The sequence below is a fragment of the Streptomyces globisporus C-1027 genome (assembly GCF_000261345.2).
Lineage (GTDB): Bacteria > Actinomycetota > Actinomycetes > Streptomycetales > Streptomycetaceae > Streptomyces > Streptomyces pakalii.
Window position 1 is genome coordinate 5,800,564 of record NZ_CP013738.1, and the last position, 17,691, is coordinate 5,818,254.

The 17,691-nt window shown below is 71.3% G+C and carries 22 protein-coding genes; 15 read left to right on the plus strand and 7 right to left on the minus strand.

Features of this window, described 5'->3' with window-relative positions; genetic code table 11:
- Window positions 1-75: 75 nt before the first annotated feature.
- Complete coding sequence (locus WQO_RS25620) at window positions 76-477, plus strand: STAS domain-containing protein (RefSeq protein WP_010056376.1); 402 nt, start codon at window positions 76-78, stop codon at window positions 475-477.
- Between the two features lie 30 nt (window positions 478-507).
- On the opposite strand, the gene WQO_RS25625 is transcribed toward WQO_RS25620, so the two are convergent.
- From WQO_RS25625 to WQO_RS25630, 3 genes are all read right to left on the minus strand, one after another.
- Window positions 508-2,007, minus strand: coding sequence for a UDP-N-acetylmuramoyl-L-alanyl-D-glutamate--2,6-diaminopimelate ligase (locus WQO_RS25625; protein ID WP_058954220.1), 1,500 nt, complete (start codon window positions 2,005-2,007; stop codon window positions 508-510).
- A gap of 256 nt (window positions 2,008-2,263) precedes the next feature.
- Window positions 2,264-2,410 carry a hypothetical protein gene (locus WQO_RS36165; RefSeq protein WP_158073220.1) on the minus strand — a complete coding sequence of 49 codons (147 nt, stop codon included), beginning with the start codon at window positions 2,408-2,410 and terminating at the stop codon, window positions 2,264-2,266.
- 226 nt (window positions 2,411-2,636) lie between these two features.
- On the minus strand, window positions 2,637-3,641 hold the full coding sequence (locus WQO_RS25630; RefSeq protein WP_010056372.1) for a YdcF family protein: 1,005 nt from the start codon (window positions 3,639-3,641) through the stop codon (window positions 2,637-2,639).
- 90 nt (window positions 3,642-3,731) lie between these two features.
- On the opposite strand from WQO_RS25630, the gene WQO_RS25635 reads away from it, so the two are divergent.
- The 4 genes from WQO_RS25635 (at window position 3,732) to WQO_RS25650 (ending at window position 6,170) form a co-directional block, all read left to right on the plus strand.
- On the plus strand, window positions 3,732-4,277 hold the full coding sequence (locus tag WQO_RS25635) for a hypothetical protein (protein ID WP_010056371.1): 546 nt from the start codon (window positions 3,732-3,734) through the stop codon (window positions 4,275-4,277).
- Between the two features lie 108 nt (window positions 4,278-4,385).
- The gene (locus WQO_RS25640) at window positions 4,386-4,619 is read left to right on the plus strand and encodes a hypothetical protein (protein ID WP_010056370.1); all 234 of its coding nucleotides are present in this window, start codon (window positions 4,386-4,388) and stop codon (window positions 4,617-4,619) included.
- Between the two features lie 235 nt (window positions 4,620-4,854).
- On the plus strand, window positions 4,855-5,730 hold the full coding sequence (locus WQO_RS25645) for an AraC family transcriptional regulator (RefSeq protein ID WP_010056369.1): 876 nt from the start codon (window positions 4,855-4,857) through the stop codon (window positions 5,728-5,730).
- 197 nt (window positions 5,731-5,927) lie between these two features.
- Window positions 5,928-6,170 carry a hypothetical protein gene (locus WQO_RS25650; RefSeq protein ID WP_006127822.1) on the plus strand — a complete coding sequence of 81 codons (243 nt, stop codon included), beginning with the start codon at window positions 5,928-5,930 and terminating at the stop codon, window positions 6,168-6,170.
- A 72-nt stretch (window positions 6,171-6,242) separates the two neighbouring features.
- Here WQO_RS25650 and WQO_RS37285 read toward each other — a convergent pair whose 3' ends face one another.
- The gene (locus WQO_RS37285; RefSeq protein ID WP_335339692.1) at window positions 6,243-6,362 is read right to left on the minus strand and encodes a DUF397 domain-containing protein; all 120 of its coding nucleotides are present in this window, start codon (window positions 6,360-6,362) and stop codon (window positions 6,243-6,245) included.
- Window positions 6,317-7,099 (minus strand): Scr1 family TA system antitoxin-like transcriptional regulator, encoded by a 783-nt coding sequence (locus tag WQO_RS36945; RefSeq protein ID WP_010056365.1) that lies wholly within the window; start codon window positions 7,097-7,099, stop codon window positions 6,317-6,319. The genes WQO_RS37285 and WQO_RS36945 overlap by 46 nt, the downstream gene beginning before the upstream one ends.
- 114 nt (window positions 7,100-7,213) lie before the next feature.
- On the opposite strand from WQO_RS36945, the gene WQO_RS25660 reads away from it, so the two are divergent.
- The 6 genes from WQO_RS25660 (at window position 7,214) to WQO_RS25685 (ending at window position 11,914) form a co-directional block, all read left to right on the plus strand.
- A complete protein-coding gene (locus tag WQO_RS25660) occupies window positions 7,214-7,627 on the plus strand; it encodes an ATP-binding protein (RefSeq protein ID WP_010056363.1) in 414 nt (137 codons plus the stop codon).
- Window positions 7,628-7,723: 96 nt separating this feature from the next.
- Complete coding sequence (locus tag WQO_RS25665; protein WP_010056360.1) at window positions 7,724-8,695, plus strand: NAD(P)/FAD-dependent oxidoreductase; 972 nt, start codon at window positions 7,724-7,726, stop codon at window positions 8,693-8,695.
- A 146-nt stretch (window positions 8,696-8,841) separates the two neighbouring features.
- Window positions 8,842-9,447 carry a dihydrofolate reductase family protein gene (locus WQO_RS25670; protein WP_010056359.1) on the plus strand — a complete coding sequence of 202 codons (606 nt, stop codon included), beginning with the start codon at window positions 8,842-8,844 and terminating at the stop codon, window positions 9,445-9,447.
- Between the two features lie 188 nt (window positions 9,448-9,635).
- A complete protein-coding gene (locus WQO_RS25675; RefSeq protein ID WP_006127827.1) occupies window positions 9,636-9,902 on the plus strand; it encodes a GlsB/YeaQ/YmgE family stress response membrane protein in 267 nt (88 codons plus the stop codon).
- A gap of 138 nt (window positions 9,903-10,040) precedes the next feature.
- Window positions 10,041-11,564 (plus strand): catalase, encoded by a 1,524-nt coding sequence (locus WQO_RS25680; protein WP_010056356.1) that lies wholly within the window; start codon window positions 10,041-10,043, stop codon window positions 11,562-11,564.
- 152 nt (window positions 11,565-11,716) lie between these two features.
- Entirely contained in the window at window positions 11,717-11,914 is a 198-nt protein-coding gene (locus WQO_RS25685) for a hypothetical protein (protein WP_010056354.1), read from the plus strand.
- A gap of 50 nt (window positions 11,915-11,964) precedes the next feature.
- Here the strand turns inward: WQO_RS25685 and WQO_RS25690 are convergent, their stop codons facing one another.
- Window positions 11,965-12,438 carry an NUDIX hydrolase gene (locus tag WQO_RS25690; protein WP_010056353.1) on the minus strand — a complete coding sequence of 158 codons (474 nt, stop codon included), beginning with the start codon at window positions 12,436-12,438 and terminating at the stop codon, window positions 11,965-11,967.
- Window positions 12,439-12,540: 102 nt separating this feature from the next.
- Here WQO_RS25690 and WQO_RS25695 point away from each other — a divergent pair, with 102 nt between their 5' ends.
- Window positions 12,541-13,158 (plus strand): GNAT family N-acetyltransferase, encoded by a 618-nt coding sequence (locus WQO_RS25695; RefSeq protein ID WP_032747472.1) that lies wholly within the window; start codon window positions 12,541-12,543, stop codon window positions 13,156-13,158.
- Window positions 13,159-13,733: 575 nt separating this feature from the next.
- Here WQO_RS25695 and WQO_RS25700 read toward each other — a convergent pair.
- Window positions 13,734-14,330 carry an MSMEG_1061 family FMN-dependent PPOX-type flavoprotein gene (locus WQO_RS25700; protein ID WP_010056351.1) on the minus strand — a complete coding sequence of 199 codons (597 nt, stop codon included), beginning with the start codon at window positions 14,328-14,330 and terminating at the stop codon, window positions 13,734-13,736.
- A gap of 265 nt (window positions 14,331-14,595) precedes the next feature.
- Here WQO_RS25700 and WQO_RS25705 point away from each other — a divergent pair, with 265 nt between their 5' ends.
- The 3 genes from WQO_RS25705 to WQO_RS25715 are packed head-to-tail and all read left to right on the plus strand — an operon-like array spanning window position 14,596 to window position 17,613.
- Complete coding sequence (locus tag WQO_RS25705) at window positions 14,596-15,669, plus strand: FecCD family ABC transporter permease (RefSeq protein ID WP_010056350.1); 1,074 nt, start codon at window positions 14,596-14,598, stop codon at window positions 15,667-15,669.
- A complete protein-coding gene (locus WQO_RS25710) occupies window positions 15,666-16,751 on the plus strand; it encodes a FecCD family ABC transporter permease (RefSeq protein ID WP_010056349.1) in 1,086 nt (361 codons plus the stop codon). The genes WQO_RS25705 and WQO_RS25710 overlap by 4 nt, the downstream gene beginning before the upstream one ends.
- 1 nt (window position 16,752) lies before the next feature.
- Window positions 16,753-17,613: an ABC transporter ATP-binding protein gene (locus WQO_RS25715; protein ID WP_032747469.1), complete on the plus strand. Its 861-nt coding sequence runs from the start codon at window positions 16,753-16,755 to the stop codon at window positions 17,611-17,613.
- Window positions 17,614-17,691 lie beyond the last annotated feature (78 nt).

Consider the following 17,691-nt stretch of genomic DNA (forward strand, 5'->3'; position numbering starts at 1 on the left):
ACGAGCGGCAGCCGTGCCTACTTCCGGCGCAAGAAAGCATATGAACAGCGCCACATCGGACAGAAGGCACATGACATGCAGGAACGCCGACTCGATGACCTGCTCGTCAGGATCACCGAGTGCACCCGTCCGAACGCCTGCGTCCTGGCTCTGCTCGGCAGCACCGGAGCGTGGAACACACCTGCGCTGGAGCACGCGTTCCACGCCGCCGCAGCGACGGAACGTCCGCTCGTGGTCGACCTCACCGACCTGGACTTCGGCGACGAAGTCCTCCTCGGCCTCCTCATCCAGGCCCACGGATCCCTCCGGAGCCTCGTCCTGATCAACCCCGCCACCAGCTCCTTCGCCCGCCGCTTGCACCGCACTGGTGTCGAAGAACTCTTCAACACCAAGAAGACCCTGCCCCTCGCCCTGGCCCAGCTGCCCGGCGACCCCATCCCTGGTGAGGCCATGGCGTCGGCTCGGCAAGCGCATTGATCGTCACCTGCACGCCCACGGGCCCTACGCCTACGAGTCCCCGCGCCTGCGGGCCTGGGCGCCGATCAGCTCACGCACGGTGGCCATGTCGCTGAAGGGGAGCAGTTCGCCCTGGATGCTCTGGTGGGGTTCGCTGCCCTTGCCCGCGATGAGCACGATGTCGTCCGGCCCCGCCTCCGCCAGCGCGGCGGCGATGGCCGGGCGGCGGTCGGTCAGCCGCTCGAACGGGGTCCCGGTCGGCGCGATGCCCTCCGCGATCTGGTCGAGGATGGCCTCGGGGTCTTCGTAGCGGGGGTTGTCGGAGGTGAGAACGCACAGGTCGGAGTGGGTGCCCGCGATCGCGCCCATCTCGGCGCGCTTGGTGGTGTCGCGGTCGCCGCCACAGCCGAACACGGTGATGACCCGGCCCCGGGCGAAGCCCCGGATGGTGGTGAGGACCTTGTTGAGGGAGTCCGGCGAGTGGGCGTAGTCCACGATCACCGAGGTACCCCCGGGGATCTGGAGGCGCTCGAAGCGGCCGGGGATCTGCGGCATCCGGTCCAGTGCGTCGACGAGCCCGGCCAGGCCGTGGCCCAGGAGGTGGCACGCGGCCACCGTGGCCAGCGCGTTGGAGACGGAGAACCTGCCCGGCGACGGGATCGCCGCCGGATACTTGCGACCGTCGTGGTGCAGGGTGAACCGGGATCCCGAGGCGTCCACGATGAGGTCGCTCGCGCGGTAGTCCGCGTCGCCGTCCAGCGCGTACGTGGTCACCGCGCCGGGCATCAGCTTCCGGATCCCGGCACCCACCGGGTCGTCTGCGTTGACCACGGCGCGTCGGCACAGGCCCTGGAAGAGGCGGAGTTTGGCGTCCCGGTAGTTCTCCATGGTGCCGTGGTCGTCGAGGTGGTCCTGGGTCAGGTTGGTGAAGACGCCGATGTCGACGAACGTCCGGTCCAGGCGGTGCGTCAGCAGCCCCATCGACGTGGCCTCCAGGACGACGCTTCCGCACGCCCGGTCGCGCATGTGCCCCAACAGGTACTGGAGATCGGGCGATTCCGGAGTGCTGAGCACCGAGGGCGGCATCGGGATGACCTCGTCCCCGATCCGGCTGCCCGCGGTGCCGATCACTCCGACCCGGGCCCGCTCGGCGAGCCGCAGCACCGACTCGGTCATGTACGAGACGGATGTCTTGCCGTTGGTCCCGGTGATGGCGATCAGGTCCATCGCCCGGCCCGGTTCGCCGAAGTAGCGCGAGGCCACCACTGCCGCGGCCTTGCGGACGTCGGGGACGCGTACGGCGCACACGTCGCCCAGTGCCGCGGGCAGGGGTGGCGCCTGTTCGTCGACGAGTACGGCGACCGCGCCGCGTGCGACGGCCGGGGCGACGGCGTCCGGGCCGCCGGCGGCATGGCCGGGCGCCGCGGCGAAGACGGAACCGGGGGTGACCCGGTCCGCGTCGAAGGTCACGCCGGCGGTGACGTCAGTGCGGTCGGGGGTGCCCCGCAGCGCATGGTGGTCCTGGCCGGCCATGAGGTCGCTCAGCTTCACGATGATCCCTTCGAGTGCGGCGTCGGCCGGTTGGTGCGCCGTCGCCGGGAAGCGGCACGGGCGGATGCGCCGTGGGCCGCGTGGTGCTGTGGAGCCGATCGTGGAACGCACGCCTCCGGCAAACGCCGGAGGCGACGGGGGCTCCGGCGCTGGGCGCGCCGGAGAGGTGGTGTCGGTCTGGGGGGCGGCGGGGCGGGCGGTCACACCGGGGGCGTGGAGCGCCGGATGCCGCTGCCGGGAACGGTCGCGAAGATCGCTAGCCGTGGCCGTGCAGTGCGGTACGGCCCGTTCCGGGCGCCGCGTCGGCGGGCGCCGGGGGCACGGCCGCGCGGGCGGCGACCGGGGGCAGCGCGGAGCAGGCCCGGTACGGGCACTCACTCGGCTCGGCGCTGCGTCCCACCATGGGCCGAGTGTACGGGGGGAAGGAACGGGCCGCGGACCGCGTCGGCCGGGGGGCGGCCGGCGGTTCTGTCAGCGAGTTCGGAGCCCGACTGGAAGCAGACCCACGACAAATGCCCAAGCAACTCCGCGCCGCCTGCACAACAACCTCGACCCCGCTGGATTGACGAGCGGCCCGATTGTCCGCCTCCCCCGTCCCTGCCCGTCAGAGGTCGTTCACAGGAGAGCCCTCAGGACGCGTACCAGGCGGCCACCCCGCCGAGGACGATGATCACGCACATCGCCGCGTTGCTCTGCCGGTAGTCCACGAGGATCGCGGTGAACTCACGGAGCATCGCGTTGGGCCAGAAGTAGGCGGCGGTGGGGGAGCCCACCACCTGTCCCCGGATGCCGACCCGTCGCGCGGTGAGCGCGGCGCGGAAGGCGTGGTAGTTGTTCGTGACGACGACGCACCGGTAGTCGGGCTTCGCCTTCTCCATGATCGCCTTGCTGAACCGCAGGTTCTCCTCGGTGTTCGTCGACCGGTCCTCCCGTTCGATGAGTTCGGCAGGGAATCCCTGGGCGACCAGGTGGTCGGCCATGGCGTGGGACTCCGGCAGCTTCTCGTCGGGCCCCTGCCCGCCCGAGGTGATCAGCACGGGGGAACCGCCGCGCTTGGCGAGCCTCGCGTGGACTCCCTGCCCGCGCTTCAGCCGGCTCGCGAGCAGCGGCGGAACGGTGGAGCCGCCGATCAGCCCCGACCCCAGCACCACGACGAAGTCGGCCTTGCGGCGGACCCGCAGCCGCCCGTAGAGGAACGCGTAACAGACGAAGCACAGGAACAGGAACGCGAAGTAGAGCGCCAGACCACCGGCCGCCGTCGCCAGCCCGATCAGCACCGGAGTCCGCACGGCGGCGGCGGTCGCCAGCAGGGCGACGACGCCGAGGATCGCCAGGGCCGCCAGCAGCGAGAGCAGGTTGGACGGGCTCCGGCCCTCCTTGCGCAGCATGCGTACGCCGTTGAGGAACAGGAAGCACACCAGCACGAGCAGGGCCACCGCCCCGAGTGCCGCCAGCGCACCGACGACGTAGGGCACCGAGGGCGACTCGGAGCTGACCAGGCGGTACAGCAGGGCACCCAGCGCGCAGAGCACAGCGAGCCCCAGGACGACGGCGTTGCTGAACTTGCGGCGTTCGAGCAGCACGCTCACGCAGAAGACGAGGAAGAGAAGTGCCGCGGGGGCAAAGGCGAGCATGCGCACAGACTAGGCAGCGCCCCGGCGGCCGTCGACGGCGAGGTGGGGTCGGGGGCGACCGCCCGCGGGTGCTGTGCCAGGCTCCGGCCCATGAGATGGAGTTTCACGCTGCACGGCGGGGCGGCCGCCGTGCTGAGCGCCGCCGCCCTGGCTCTGGGCGGGCTCACCTGGCTGCCGGGCCGGGGTGTGCTGCCGCTGTTCGAGCCGGCCTGGCCGATGGTGGTCGTCATCATCCCGGCCTTCCTGTTGTTCCTGGCGGCCCTGGTGCGCCAGTTCGCGACCGGCGCGGACCGGAGCGCGCAGTGGCAGGCGTTCCGCTGCCTGCCGGGCCGGGTGCAGGCGGGCCTCGGCCTCCTGGCGGCGACGAGCGTGGCTGTCATGGCGATGGGCGTCGTGGCGGGGGCGGGGGAGCGGCTGCAGGACGCGGAGGTGCGCGAGGGCCGGTACGTCGCCTACGACACGTCGGTGACCACGGACCGGGCGGTCGAGCTGACGAGGGACGAGTACCTCGCCCTGCTGCCGAGCAGCCGCCGGATGATGTTCGCGGTGCCGGGCCTCCTGGGCGCGGCCGCTGCCGCGATCGTGCTGGCGGCCGGAGAGCTGCGCCGCGCGGACGACGCGTCCGCCGCGCGGTGACGGTGACCGTGCCCGCGTACCCGGCGTGTCGGCGTCCGTATGCGTGTCCGTGACAGTGATCGCCGATCAGGGCGTGCCCTTTGCGGGGTTCCGGCCGTTGAACCCGGCATGAAGAAGCGAAGCGTACTCGCCGCCGTCACCCTCGCCACCGGAGCGGTCATCGCCGCCATCGCCCCGCACCCGGGCGGCGGGGACACCGCACACGCCGCCGAACCGGCCGTCTCTCTGGGCGCGCTGGACGACGTCGGCGACCTCGGCAAGCTGGTCGACGGCGCGGCCGGGGCGACCACCTCCACCGCAGGCACGGTCACCAGCACCGTGGAAGACGCCAAGCTCAGCTGAACCGGCTGGGACAAGGACAGGGGCGGCCGAAAGGCCGCCCCTGTCGGCGTTCCGGGGCCGGGTGCCGTCAACTGCCCGGGGGATCGATCCCTTACGACCGGACGAGACGCGCCGATGGGCGGCCCGCTGGAGCTGCCGGCGAAGCCCGGCGACCCGACCGGACCGGGCACGGACGGTCGGGTCCGGGAGGATGGCCCCTCCCTACGGTGAACGGGCAAGGGAAGGGGATCAGGAGTTGCTGGAACGGCTGAACGACGCGATGGAGCACATCGAGGCCCACCTCGGTGAGCGCATCGAGGCAGCGGACCTCGCCCGGATCGCGATGACGTCGGAGTACCACTTCCGCCGGATGTTCTCCGCGCTGGCGGGGCTCCCGCTGTCGGAGTACATCCGTCGCCGCCGCATGACGGTCGCGGGGGCGGAGGTGCTCGGCGACCGTGACCGTTCGCTGTTGGACGTGGCGATGCGGTACGGCTACGACACGGGGGAGGGCTTCGCCCGCGCGTTCCGGGCCGTCCACGGCATCGGCCCCGGTGAGGCCCGCCGGACGGGCGCGGTCCTGCGGTCGCAGCAACGCCTGACCTTCCGACTCGTCGTCGAAGGGAGTAGCGCCATGCGCTACAGCTTGGTGGAGAAGGACGCGTTCCGGGTGGTCGGGAAGAAGGCCCGCGTCCCGCTCATCCACGAGGGACCGAATCCGGCCATTGCGGAGTTCATCCGGGGCATCGGCCGGGAGGAGCTGGACCGCATCGCGGCCCTCTCCGACCAGGAGCCGGCGGGCATCGTCGGGGTGAGCGACCAGCTCGACCCGAGCCGCGCGGAGGGCACCGAACTCGACTACTGGCACGGGGTGGTGACCGGCGAAGGGGAGCTCCCGGAGGGCCTGGACGCCTTGGACGTACCGGCAGGCACGTGGGCGGTCTTCGAGAGCGAGGGCGCGTTTCCGCAGGCCCTCCAGTACCTCTGGCGGGATGTGTTCACGCAGTGGTTCCCGTCGAACCCGTACGCGTCGAGGCCCGGCCCGGAGATTCTGCGGGTGCGGCTGACGGAGGAGGGGAAGCGGGCGGAGGCCGAGCTCTGGATCCCGGTGGAGCGGTCGGCCGAAAGCTGACGTGCCGAGCGAAATATGCGGCACGACAGAGGTTTACGGCCACGGGGCATATGCGGTGACCTATTGGTCCAGACCTATTGTGCGAGCGTTCGCTGCTCGCTAGCTTTCTCGTGGCGGCGCGCGCTGTTCGGATCGGCTCGACTCATTCATTCGCTGACGCACAGTCATGTGTGTTGACTGAAAACGGAGTTACCGACATGCACAGACGTATTGCCGCACTCGCGGTGACCGTGGCGACCGCCGGAGCGATGCTCCTCGGCACCGCCTCGACCGCCTCCGCCACGGGCCCCGGCTTCTGGCTCCGCAGCCACCACGCGAGCCTGGCGGAGTGCCAGGCGGTGGGCAACGCCGGCGCCGACAACGGCCTCTGGAGCCGCGTGTTCATCTGCAACCCGTTCGCCGGGAAGCCGGGCGTCTACGAGTTGTGGATCCGCTACTGAGACTGAGGTAGCGGGCGGACAGTGGACCGCCCCGGCTGCGGCGGCGGCCGGGGCGGTTCACTGTCGGACTGCTCAGAGGGCGGTGCCGCTGTCGTGGACGAAGGCGCTCCAGGTGGCGGGCTCGACGGTGAGAACGGGACCGTCGGTCACCTTGGAGTCGCGGATGTGGACGGCGGCGGGGTGGGTGGCGATTTCGACGCAGTCGCCGCCGTCACCGTTGCTGTGGCTGGACTTGAGCCAGTGAAGTTCGGTAGGGCCAGGGGAGGGGTGTGCTGCGCGGGACATGTCTCTCCAAGCAGTGCGTCAAGCAGTGCGTCCAGTAGCCGGGTGCTCTCCGCGACGGTGAGAGCCTGGGAACGCAGCATCCCATACCTCTGCAAAAGCGCGCTGACGTCGGCGGGATCGCCCATCTGGGCGTGCAGGATGCTCTCCTCCAGGATGAAGTGAGGAATGGGCCGGGGCTTGCGTTCCAGGATCTTCTGGCGGCCGAGCCGGTCCGCCACCCGCTTCTCGATCTCGTCCTCTTCGAGCGGTGGGTAGTTGCAGTCGAAGATGAAGCGCGCGTATGCCTCGGTTTGCAGCAGTCCCGGGATGAGCTGCGACTGGTACGAGAACAAGCTCACCGCGTCCTGCTCGTACTGCACGAAGTCCTTCACCAGCGCCTGGTAGCGCTCCTTCCGCGGGATCCTCTCCACCGCGACCCGCAAAGCGCCCTTGGTGTCCAGCAGCTCATCGAGCTGGATGGCCAGGTCTAACTGAAGCGCCCGTCGCCCCTGCTCGATCGAGGCGATCGTGTCCTCGCCCACCCCGGCCTGCTCGGCGCGGGCGGCCTGCGTCAGCCCGGCGAGTTTGCGGAAGTGGCGCAACTGAGCCCCGACCAACTGCCACGAAGTAACCCGCCTGATGCCGCTCTGCTTTCCCGGTTGCATGACCTGGCTTCTCCCCGTTCCGGCCCCGCTGTCAACCCGTCAGAACCCGTACAAAACCTTTTGTACGTCCCTCGGCTCTGCTTCAGCGTAGTAACTCCGTGTGAGCGTGGAAGCATGAACGAGGCAACCCAACTCCCGTGCTTCCGTGCCGCCTTCTACTGCCGTGAGCGCAGGTCGATCCCCGTCGTACGCAAGTTCGCCCGCCAGGTGCTCGTCGAGTGGGAGTGTGAGCAGCGGGCCGACGATGTGCTGCTCTGCGTGACCGAGCTGGCGACCAACGCGCTCCGGCACGGCGTACCGCCGGGGCGTGGATTCAAGGTCCACATCTACCTGGAGCGGGTCGAAAGCATCATCCGCGTCGAGATGCACGACAGCGGAGGCGGTGCGGTCCGCGCGGCGGACGGGCCGCCGGAGGCCGACGACGAAGGTGGGCGCGGGCTGCTGCTCGTCGCGGCGCTGGCCGACAAGTGGGGCGTGGCCGAACGGAACCCCGGCAAGGTCGTGTGGTGCGAGTTCAGCATCGCGTGACTTGCTGTTTCGGCAAGGATGTTTGTCGTTTCGGCCTAGGTGGGCGCACTCTCGTCGTCGAGCGGTGGTGATGCCGCGTGGCGAAGGAGGAGTGACATGAAGCAGCAGCGGTACGACGTGGTGATCGTGGGCGGCGGGGCCGCCGGCCTGAGCGGGGCGCTGGCCCTGGGGCGAGCCCGGCGCTCGGTTCTGGTGATCGACGCGGGCGAGCCCCGCAACGCTCCCGCCTCCCACGTGCACAACTACCTGGGCCGCGAGTCCACCCCGCCGGGCGAGCTGCTGGCGATCGGCCGGGGCGAGGCCGCCGGGTACGGGGCGGAGATCGTCGAGGGCCGGGTCGCCTCGGCCGAGCGGCTTCCCGAGAGCGAGGAGGGGGAGCAGGGCTTCCGGGTCGTGACCGAGGACGGCCGGAGCGTCGAGGCGCGGCGGCTGCTGGTGACGACCGGGCTCGTCGACGAGCTGCCGCCCGTGCCGGGGCTGGCGGCGCGGTGGGGGCGCGAGGTGCTGCACTGCCCGTACTGCCACGGCCACGAGGTGGCGGACCGCCCGATCGGGGTGCTCTCCACCGGGCCGCTCGCCGTGCACCAGGCGCTGATGTGGCGGCAGTGGAGCGACGACGTGACCCTCTTCCTCCACACGGGCCCGGAGCCCACGGAGGAGGAGTACGAGCAGCTGGCGGCCCGGGGCGTCGCGGTCGTGGACGGCGAGGTGACGGGCCTGGAGGTCGCGGACGACCGGTTCACCGGCGTGATGCTCGCGTCCGGCCGGGTCGTCCCGCGTGAGGCGCTGGTGGTGCAGGCCCGGTTCACCGCCCGCTCGGCGGTCCTGGAGTCGCTGGGGCTGAAGCCGGTGGCGCAGGAGATGGGCGGGGTGGTGATCGGTTCGTACATCCCGACCGACCCGACCGGCGCGACGGAGGTCCCCGGGGTCTGGGCGGCGGGCAACGTCACCCGCCTCACCGAGCAGGTGATCGGCGCGGCTGCGGCCGGCCTCATGGCGGGAGGCGCGGTCAACGGCGACCTGATCACCGAGGACACCCGGCTGGCGGTGGCGGCCCGGCGGGCGTAGCGCCTCTTCGCCGTCGAGAGTCGAGAAGCGAACGGGTCCGATGAGTTTGTGGCCCGCCGCCGGTCCAAGTTCATGACACCCAAGGTTCATGGCGCCCGGGGTTCATCACACCTGGGGTCCATGACATCCGAGGAAAGGACACCGCCATGTCGGAGCTTCTCGTCGACTTCATCACCTCCCTCGACGGCTGTGCGTCAGGAGAGGGCTGGCCAGGATTCTGGGGCCTGGAGGGCCCGGAGTACCTCGCCTGGCTCGGTGAGCAGCCCGAGGTCACCTACCTCATGGGAGCGAAGACGTACCGCCTGATGTCCGGCTTCGCGGCCGGCGAGGTGCCGGGCGGCCAGGACGAGTTCAGGCCCGAGGAGGAAGAATCCGTCGACGAGCTCACGCGAGCGTCCAAGGTGGTGTTCTCGGCCTCCCTGGAGGAGCCGCTGACCTGGGCCAACTCCACGCTCGTCCGCGGCGACGCCGTCGAGGCGGTCCGCGCGATGAAGGAGAACGGCTCGGGGCTCCTCAGCACGATCGGCAGCCTCAGCCTGTGCCGGTCCCTGCTGCGGGCCGGGCTCGTCGACCGCTTCCGGGTCGTGATGTTCCCGGTGATCACCGGTGCCACGGGCTCGGAGCGCATCTACGACGGCTATCCGGACGTCGCCCTGGACATGATCGGGCACCGGACCTTCGACGGCCGCACCCAGCTGGTCGAGTACAAGCCCCGCGTGCTGGAGCACCCGCCGCTCGGCGCCCCCGCGTGACGTCGTTCCGTGCGCAGGCGGGCGGTTCCACGGCCCGCCCCCGTCCGGCGTAACGAGGGCGGGCGGATGACGGGTCGCGGGGGTGACGGACTTCGCCCGGCGGATGTGTGAGTTCCGTTTGGGGGGATACGCGGAGGGTGCCCGGGGCAACGAGGACGCCGGGAGAGGAATCACAGAGGGAGACTTTCGTGGGCATCATCGCCTGGATTCTGATCGGCCTGCTCGCGGGCGCCATTGCCAAGGCGCTGATGCCGGGCAAGGACCCGGGGGGCTGCCTGATCACGATGCTGCTCGGTATCGCGGGTGGCCTGCTCGGCGGCTGGCTGGGCAAGGTGATCTTCGGGGTCGATTCGATCGACGGGTTCTTCAGTCTGTCGACGTGGATCGCCGCAGTCGTCGGTTCCGTGATCCTTCTCGCCCTCTACCGCCTGATCGCGGGGAACAGGTCCCGCTGACCCGGGCGGCCACGACAGCTCGACGGGACGATTCATCCGCATATGCCTACATTGGCAGAGGCGCGACAGGGTAGCCGTAGGGCAGAGCCGAGCCGAGGCCTCGACGCCCGCGCACGACCGACAAGAGGACATGAGGACATGACGGACACGACCCGTAAGCCGACCACGTCCGACTCCGGTGCCCCGGTGGAGAGCGACGAGCATTCGCTCACCGTCGGCCCGGGAGGGCCGATCCTGCTCCAGGACTCCTACCTGATCGAGCAGATGGCCCAGTTCAACCGCGAACGCATCCCCGAACGCCAGCCGCACGCCAAGGGCAGTGGCGCCTTCGGGAAGTTCGAGGTGACCGCGGACGTCTCCGCGTACACGAAGGCCGCGCTCTTCCAGCCCGGCACCACGACCGACCTGGTCATCAGGTTCTCCACCGTCGCCGGGGAGCGGGGCAGCCCGGACACCTGGCGTGACCCCCGCGGCTTCGCGGTGAAGTTCTACACCAGCGAAGGCAACTACGACATGGTGGGCAACAACACCCCCGTGTTCTTCGTGAAGGACCCGATGAAGTTCCAGCACTTCATCCGGTCCCAGAAACGCCGGGCGGACAACAACCTCCGCGACCACGACATGCAGTGGGACTTCTGGACCCTCTCCCCGGAGTCGGCCCACCAGGTCACCTGGCTGATGGGGGACCGGGGCATCCCGCGCACCTGGCGCCACATGAACGGCTACACCTCGCACACGTACATGTGGATCAACGCCGAGGGTGAGCGGTTCTGGGTGAAGTACCACTTCAAGACCGACCAGGGCGTCGAGACGTTCACCCAGGACGAGGCCGACCAGATGGCCTCGGCGGACACGGATTACCACACGCGTGACCTGTTCGAGCACATCCGGGACGGCGACTTCCCGAGCTGGACGCTGAAGGTCCAGATCATGCCGTACGAGGACGCCAAGGACTACCGGTTCAACCCGTTCGACCTGACCAAGGTGTGGCCGCACGCCGACTACCCGTTGATCGAGGTCGGCCGGATGACGCTGGACCGCAACCCCACGGACAACCACGCCGAGATCGAGCAGGCGGCGTTCCAGCCGAACAACTTCGTCCCCGGTATCGGGCCGAGCCCGGACCGGATGCTCCTGGGCCGGCTGTTCAGCTACGCGGACGCGCACCGCTACCGCATCGGCGGCAACTACCAGCAGCTGCCCGTCAACGCTCCCGTCGCCCCGGTGCACACGTACTCCAAGGACGGGGCGATGGCGTACCGCAAGACCTCCGACCCGGTCTACGCCCCGAACTCCAAGGGCGGCCCGGAGGCGGACACCGCCCGCTACGGCACCCCGCCGAGCTGGTACGCCGACGGGGACATCACCCGGGCGGCCTACGTCGACCACGCCGAGGACGACGACTGGGGCCAGGCGGGCACGATGGTCCGCGAGGTCCTGGACGACGCGGCGCGGGACCGGCTGGTGGACAACGTGGTCGGCCACCTGCTGAACGGGGTGACCGAGCCGGTCCTCCAGCGGGCGTTCCAGTACTGGTCGAACATCGACGCCGGTATCGGCAAGCGCATCCAGGAGGGCGTCCGCGCGAAGGCGGGCGAGAAGGACCCGAAGGCGGGTGAGCAGGGCAACCCGGCCCGTTCCTCGATGCAGCGCAAGGCGTAGCGCCACTGAGGGCCCACGAGACAGGCCCCCGCCCGTCGGCCGACGGGCGGGGGCCTTGTGGCGTCCACCTGTTCGGTCGCCTGCGTACCGAGGGCCGGCGGAGGCCGTGCCGGTCGCCGGTTCCAGTCTGGCCGCGATCCCAGGGGGCGACGATGCAGCGATACGACTGGTACGGCGGCGAGGAGTCCGAGCGGAACCCGGACGCCGAGGCCGAGGCGCTCAAGGAGAAGGTGCACGCCGGTATCGCGGGAGGCTGCGGGCTGACGGTGCTTCTGGCGGTCGTGGCGGGCGTGGTCCTGCTGGGCGTGGTGGTGGCGGCGATCTGGGTCTGGATGTCCAGCCGCCACTGATCTGGCCGGGCGGTGATCCCGTGTCACGCGCCACCGCCGCCCGGTCCTTCTCAGTGCTGGACCAGGCCGCCGACCGGGACAGGGCCGACATGTCCGGAGGGCGGTAGCGTCCGCGCGAGATCGATCCCGATGTCCACCAGCGACGACCGGCGCAGGCGAGCGACCTCGGCGACGGGGGTCCACACCGACGCGGCGGTGTCCCCGTTCGGCTCGGGACGGAGCCGGCCACCGGTGACGCGGACACCGTAGAAGACGCCGACGTTCTGCAGCTCGGGCGCGCCGGGCAGGCGGCGCTCGCCCGCCGGGATCACCCGCGAATCCACGCCGAGCAGGCGCTCGACCACGGCCTCCAGACCCGTCTCCTCGGCGACCTCCCGGATCACCGTGTCGAACGGGTCCTCCGCGTGCTCGACCCCGCCGCCCGGGAGGGTCCAGGTGCGGTCGCCGTCCGGGCCCACGGCCAGTGCGAGCAGTACCTGGCCGTCCTCGATGCACACCGCGTACGCGGCCAGTCGTCGGTCCATCGCGCGAGGCTATCGCCGGGAGCCGGGAGCCGGGACCGGTGTCCGGGGCCGTGTCCGCTGTTCGAGGACCCGCCTCACCTCTCAAGATCATCAACGTGCAGAATGCCCCGTATGTCGATAACGAACACTCCGCAGGCGGCCACGCTCGACGACGCCCCGGAGATCAGCCGCACCCTGGCCCGCGCCTTCGCCGACGACCCGATGATGGGGTGGTTCTTCCCCGGCGGGGCCTCGCGCGAGCCCGACCTGGTCCGGTACTTCACCACGATCTTCACCCGGCAGTACGGCCGCCACGGGGTGTGCGAGCGCACCGCGTCGGCGGCCGCGTTCTGGGTGGCGCCGGAGGGGCAGGAGAAGACCGTTCCGGACGCGGAGACCGTCGCGGAGCTTGAGGAGATCCTCGGCGACCGGGCGCCGCTGTTCCGGGACGCGGTCGCGGCTGCCGCCGAGCAGGGCCCCAAGGAGCCGCACTGGTACCTGGCGGTCGTCGGCGCGGACCCGGCCACCCGGGGCCAGGGGCACGGGGCGGCGCTGCTGCGTTCCGGGCTGGCCAAGGCCGACGCGGCGGGCTTGCCGGTCTACCTGGAGTCCTCCAAGCCGGACAACCTGCCGTTCTACGAGCACTTCGGCTTCACGGTGCTCGGCGAGGCGGCGCTGCCGGGCGGCGGCCCGGCGCTGTGGGTGATGCGGCGCGCGCCGCGTGCCGGGGGCGCGTCTTAGCGGAATCTCAGGGGGAAACGCTTCCTTTCGGATCTGCCGACGAGGGAGCTCCCTGAGCGGGGGAGCGCGGAGAAGAATGGTTTCTCCGCGCTTCGTATCCGCCCGTCCGCCCGTCCGGTGAACGGCGCGCATCGGCCCAGATGGCCTCCAGCCCGAGGGGGCGGCCCGGCTCGTGACTGCTCCAGGGCTGCCAGGGATCCGCCGTCGCACGGGAGGTGCCGTGCGGTGGCGCCCCCGGCGCGGCGTCGCGTCCCATGCTGTCGAGTCGCCGTTCGAGATCCGCCTGCAGGCGGTTCATCGTGGCGAGGAAGTCCCTGAGCAGGATGGTTTCTTCAGTCATGGGGTCGGCACATTCCTCAGCGAGCCTTCAGCTGTCACATCCCGACAACGACAGGGCCCGGCCGAGGGGGCGCGGCATTCGGGCGAGCGTGCGGGGAGGTGACAGCGCGGCGCGTACGGGTCAGGCGCGCGCCTCCGGGGCGACCGGCCGACCCGCGCGGCCGGTCCGGCCGGGGACGACGACCTGCGGCCAGGAGATGAGATTCCTGCACAGCGGATCGCGGATCGCGGACTGCTCAGCCCGCCGCCTCCGCCCCCGCCCACGTCTCCGGCGCCCACACCCCCGACCGCTTCAGCGACGCCGGGCAGTGGCGGAAGATCTCGTCGATCTCGACGACCAGGGCGAGCTTCGGGCGCTGGCCCTTCAGCGTCATCGCGTCGAAGAACGGGGCGTCCGTGAGGATGCGGGCGCGGCCGTTGACGCGCAGGACGTCCATCGCGCCCGGTATCAGGTAGAGCAGGCCCACGCGCGGGTTCGCCAGGATGTTGTGGAAGCTGTCCGCGCGGCGGTTGCCCGGGCGGTCGGGCAGGGCGATCGTGCCCCGGTCCAGGACGTAGGTGAAGCCGGGGGTGTCGCCGCGCGGGGTCGAGTCGCAGTTGCCGTCCGCGTCCGAGGTGGCCAGGGTGCAGAACGGCGAGCGGGCCAGCAGGGCCAGATCGTCGTCGGTGAGCCGGTCGTGGACCTTGTCGATGACGATCGGGTGCGGAGTGCCCAGGAGCTCGCGCATTTCCTCCGCCGAGCCCAGGGGTACGGCCCCGGCCAGCGGATCGGGTACGCCGGACGTGACGCCGGGACCGGTGGCGGGGGCGGTGGGATCGGCGGCGTACGACAAGGCGGTGCTCCGGAGCTCGTGGGGTGCGGCAGCGCGCCGCGCTGACAGGCGCTGTTAGGGTGACCTTACTTTGGGCCCCCTTGTGTTGTCCGTCCGGGGTGGACCGGTCATGTCCCCGTCCGGGGCGGACCGGCGGTCTCCCTGTCCGGGTGGACCGGCGACGAGGGCGTCTCCCGTGCCCAGGGGCGCTCCCGGCGCCGACGAACCAGCGTGAGGAACGAACAACAGTGCACCAGCGCATTCCGGCTGCCCCGGCGGCCGGGTCGTGAGCGGCTCGGCCTCCCTGGAGAAGGGGAGGGAGATACCGGCCGACGGCGGCAAGGAAGCGCGGCGCAAGCGCAGCCGCCCCGTGCTCGCCCTCGGGCTGCTCGCCGCCCTCGCCGTGCTGTTCCTCACCGCCGTGGCCAGTCTCGCCATCGGCTCCGGCGACGTGCCCTTCCGCGATGTCGTCGACGGGGTGCTCGACCCGGACGTCTCCGTCAAGGGCCAGCTCATCGTCCAGGAGGTCCGCATCCCGCGCACCGTCGCCGGGCTGCTCGCCGGTGCGGCACTCGGCCTCGCGGGCACGGTGATGCAGGGCGTCGCCCGTAACCCCCTCGCCGACCCCCAGCTCCTCGGCATCAACGCCGGCGCGTCCGTGGCCGTCGTGTGCTCGATCACCCTGCTCGGGTTCACCGTCGCCACCCAGTTCATCTGGTTCGGCTTCCTCGGCGCGCTGCTGGCCGCCCTCCTCGTGTACGGGGTCGGCTCGCTCGGGCGGGAAGGCGCGACACCGGTGAAGCTGGCCCTGGCCGGGGCCGCGACCGCCGCCGTCCTCACCTCGGTGACCAGCGCGATCCTGCTCCAGGACCGGGGCAGCTACGACCAGTTCCGGTTCTGGCAGCTCGGGGCGCTGACCGCCCGCAGCTCCGAGGTGCTGTGGCAGGTCTCGCCGTTCATCCTCGTCGGCACCGTCCTCGCCCTGGCCCTCGGGCCGCAGCTCAACGCCCTCTCCCTCGGCGACGACCTCGCCCGCGGCCTCGGCCAGCGCGTCGGGGCGATCCGGATGGTGTCCGCCCTCGCCGTGGTGATCCTCTGCGGCGCGGCCACCGTCGTCGCCGGGCCCATCGGCTTCGTCGGGCTCGCCGTACCGCACGCCGCCCGCCTCATCACCGGGCCCGACTACCGCTGGGTGCTGCCGTACAGCATGGTGCTCGCCCCGGTCATGCTGCTCGTCGCCGACATCGTCGGCCGGGTCATCGCCCGCCCCGGCGAGGTGCAGGTCGGCGTCATCACGGCCGCGATCGGCTGCATCCCCTTCATCTGGCTGGTCCGCCGCAGGAAGCTGGTGGAACTGTGAACCGGACACCCGCCGTCGCCAAGAACGCCACGCACGCGGACGACGAGCGCCTCGCCGCCGCCGTACGCCAGGTCTCCGCCGTACGCGGCCGGGGCCTGCGCCGCTCCGTCCTCGTCGGCTCGGGCCTCTTCGCCGCCGTGGTCGTCGTGTTCGGGCTCTCCCTCAGCTTCGGCGACATGGTGATGCCCATCGGGAAGGTCGTCGCCACCCTGTTCGGCGGCGGCGACGGCGGATCGCAGTTCGTCGTGCTGGAACTGCGGCTGCCCCGCGCCCTCCTCGCGATCCTCGTCGGCGTCGCGTTCGGACTCTCCGGAGCCGTTTTCCAGACCGTGCTGCGCAACCCCCTCGCCAGCCCCGACCTCATCGGCATCAGCGCCGGGGCCAGCGCGGTCGCCGTCACCGCCGCCCTGCTCTTCCAGGTCAGCGGACTCGCCCTGTCCGCGAGCGCTCTCACCGGCTCCCTGGTAGCCGGAGCCGCCATCTATCTGCTCGCCTGGCGGCAGGGCATTGCCGGACAACGCCTCGTCCTCGTCGGCATCGGCGTCGGCATGGGGCTCTCCAGCATCGTCTGGTACGTGATGGCCCGCTCCGAGGTCACCGACGCGCAGGAGGCGTTCCGCTGGCTCGCGGGCAGCCTCAACGGCCGCTCCTGGAACCAGATGTGGCCGCTCCTCATCGCCCTCGGCCTCCTCGTACCGCTGACCGTCCTCGCCGCCCACGCGCTGCGCCCCCTCCAGCTCGGGGACGACGCGGCGGCCGGGCTCGGCGCGAAGGTCGAGAGCGGCCGGCTCGCGCTGCTGGCCTGCGCGACCGCGCTCGCCGGGGTCGCGACCGCGGCCGCCGGACCCGTCGGGTTCGTGGCGTTCGTCGCCGCACCGATCGCCCGCCGACTGGTCCCGGGCCGGGGCGCGGCGCTGCCGCAGGCCGCCCTGACCGGGGCGCTGATCGTCCTGGTCGCGGACTTCGCGGCGCAGCACCTGTTCCCGGTGCAGCTGCCGGTGGGCGTGGTCACCAGCATCATCGGGGCCCCGTATCTGCTGCTGCTCCTGGCCCGCGCCAACCGCGTCGGCAGCGGGGGCTGAGATGGCGCACCAGACACGTCAGAAAGACGACGAAGAAAGGCGTGGCCCTGTCGTGGCCGAACACACTCTGGAAGCCCGGGACGTCCGGCTCGGCTACGGCGAACGCGAGATCGTCCCCGGTCTGAGCGTGGCCGTGCCGCCCGGGAAGATCACGGTCATCGTCGGCCCCAACGCCTGCGGCAAGTCGACCCTGTTGCGGGCGATGGCCCGGCTGCTGGCGCCCTCCGCGGGTGCGGTTCTTCTGGACCGCCGGTCCATCCAGGAGATGCCGACCAAGGAGGTCGCCTCCGTGCTCGGCATCCTCCCGCAGAGCCCCACCGCCCCCGAGGGCATCACGGTCTCCGACCTGGTCGGGCGCGGCCGCTACCCGCACCAGGGGTGGTTCCGCCGCTGGAGCGCGGAGGACGACCGGGCGGTCGCGCAGGCGCTGCTGTCGACCGACGTCCTCGAACTCGCCGACCGGTCGGTGGACGAGCTGTCCGGCGGCCAGCGCCAGCGGGTGTGGATCGCGATGGCGCTCGCCCAGCGCACCGACATCCTGCTGCTCGACGAGCCGACGACCTTCCTCGACGCCAGCCACCAGCTCGACGTCCTCGACCTGCTCACCGACCTCAACCGCGAGCAGGGCGTCACCATGGTGGCCGTGCTGCACGACCTGAACCTGGCCTGCCGGTACGCGGACCACATGATCGCGATGAAGGCGGGGCGGATCGTCGCGGAGGGCCGGCCGGTCGACATCGTGACGGCGGAGCTGGTCGGCGAGGTCTTCGGGATGCGCTGCTCGGTGATCGAGGACCCGGCGTCGGCCACCCCGATGGTCGTGCCGCTGGGCCGCCACCACATCAAGGACCCGGCCGCCTGAGCCTCGTACGGACGGGGGCGGGGGCACTCGGGCGGATGAGGGCGCACACCCGGGCGTACGGGGGAGCGGGGCACACGG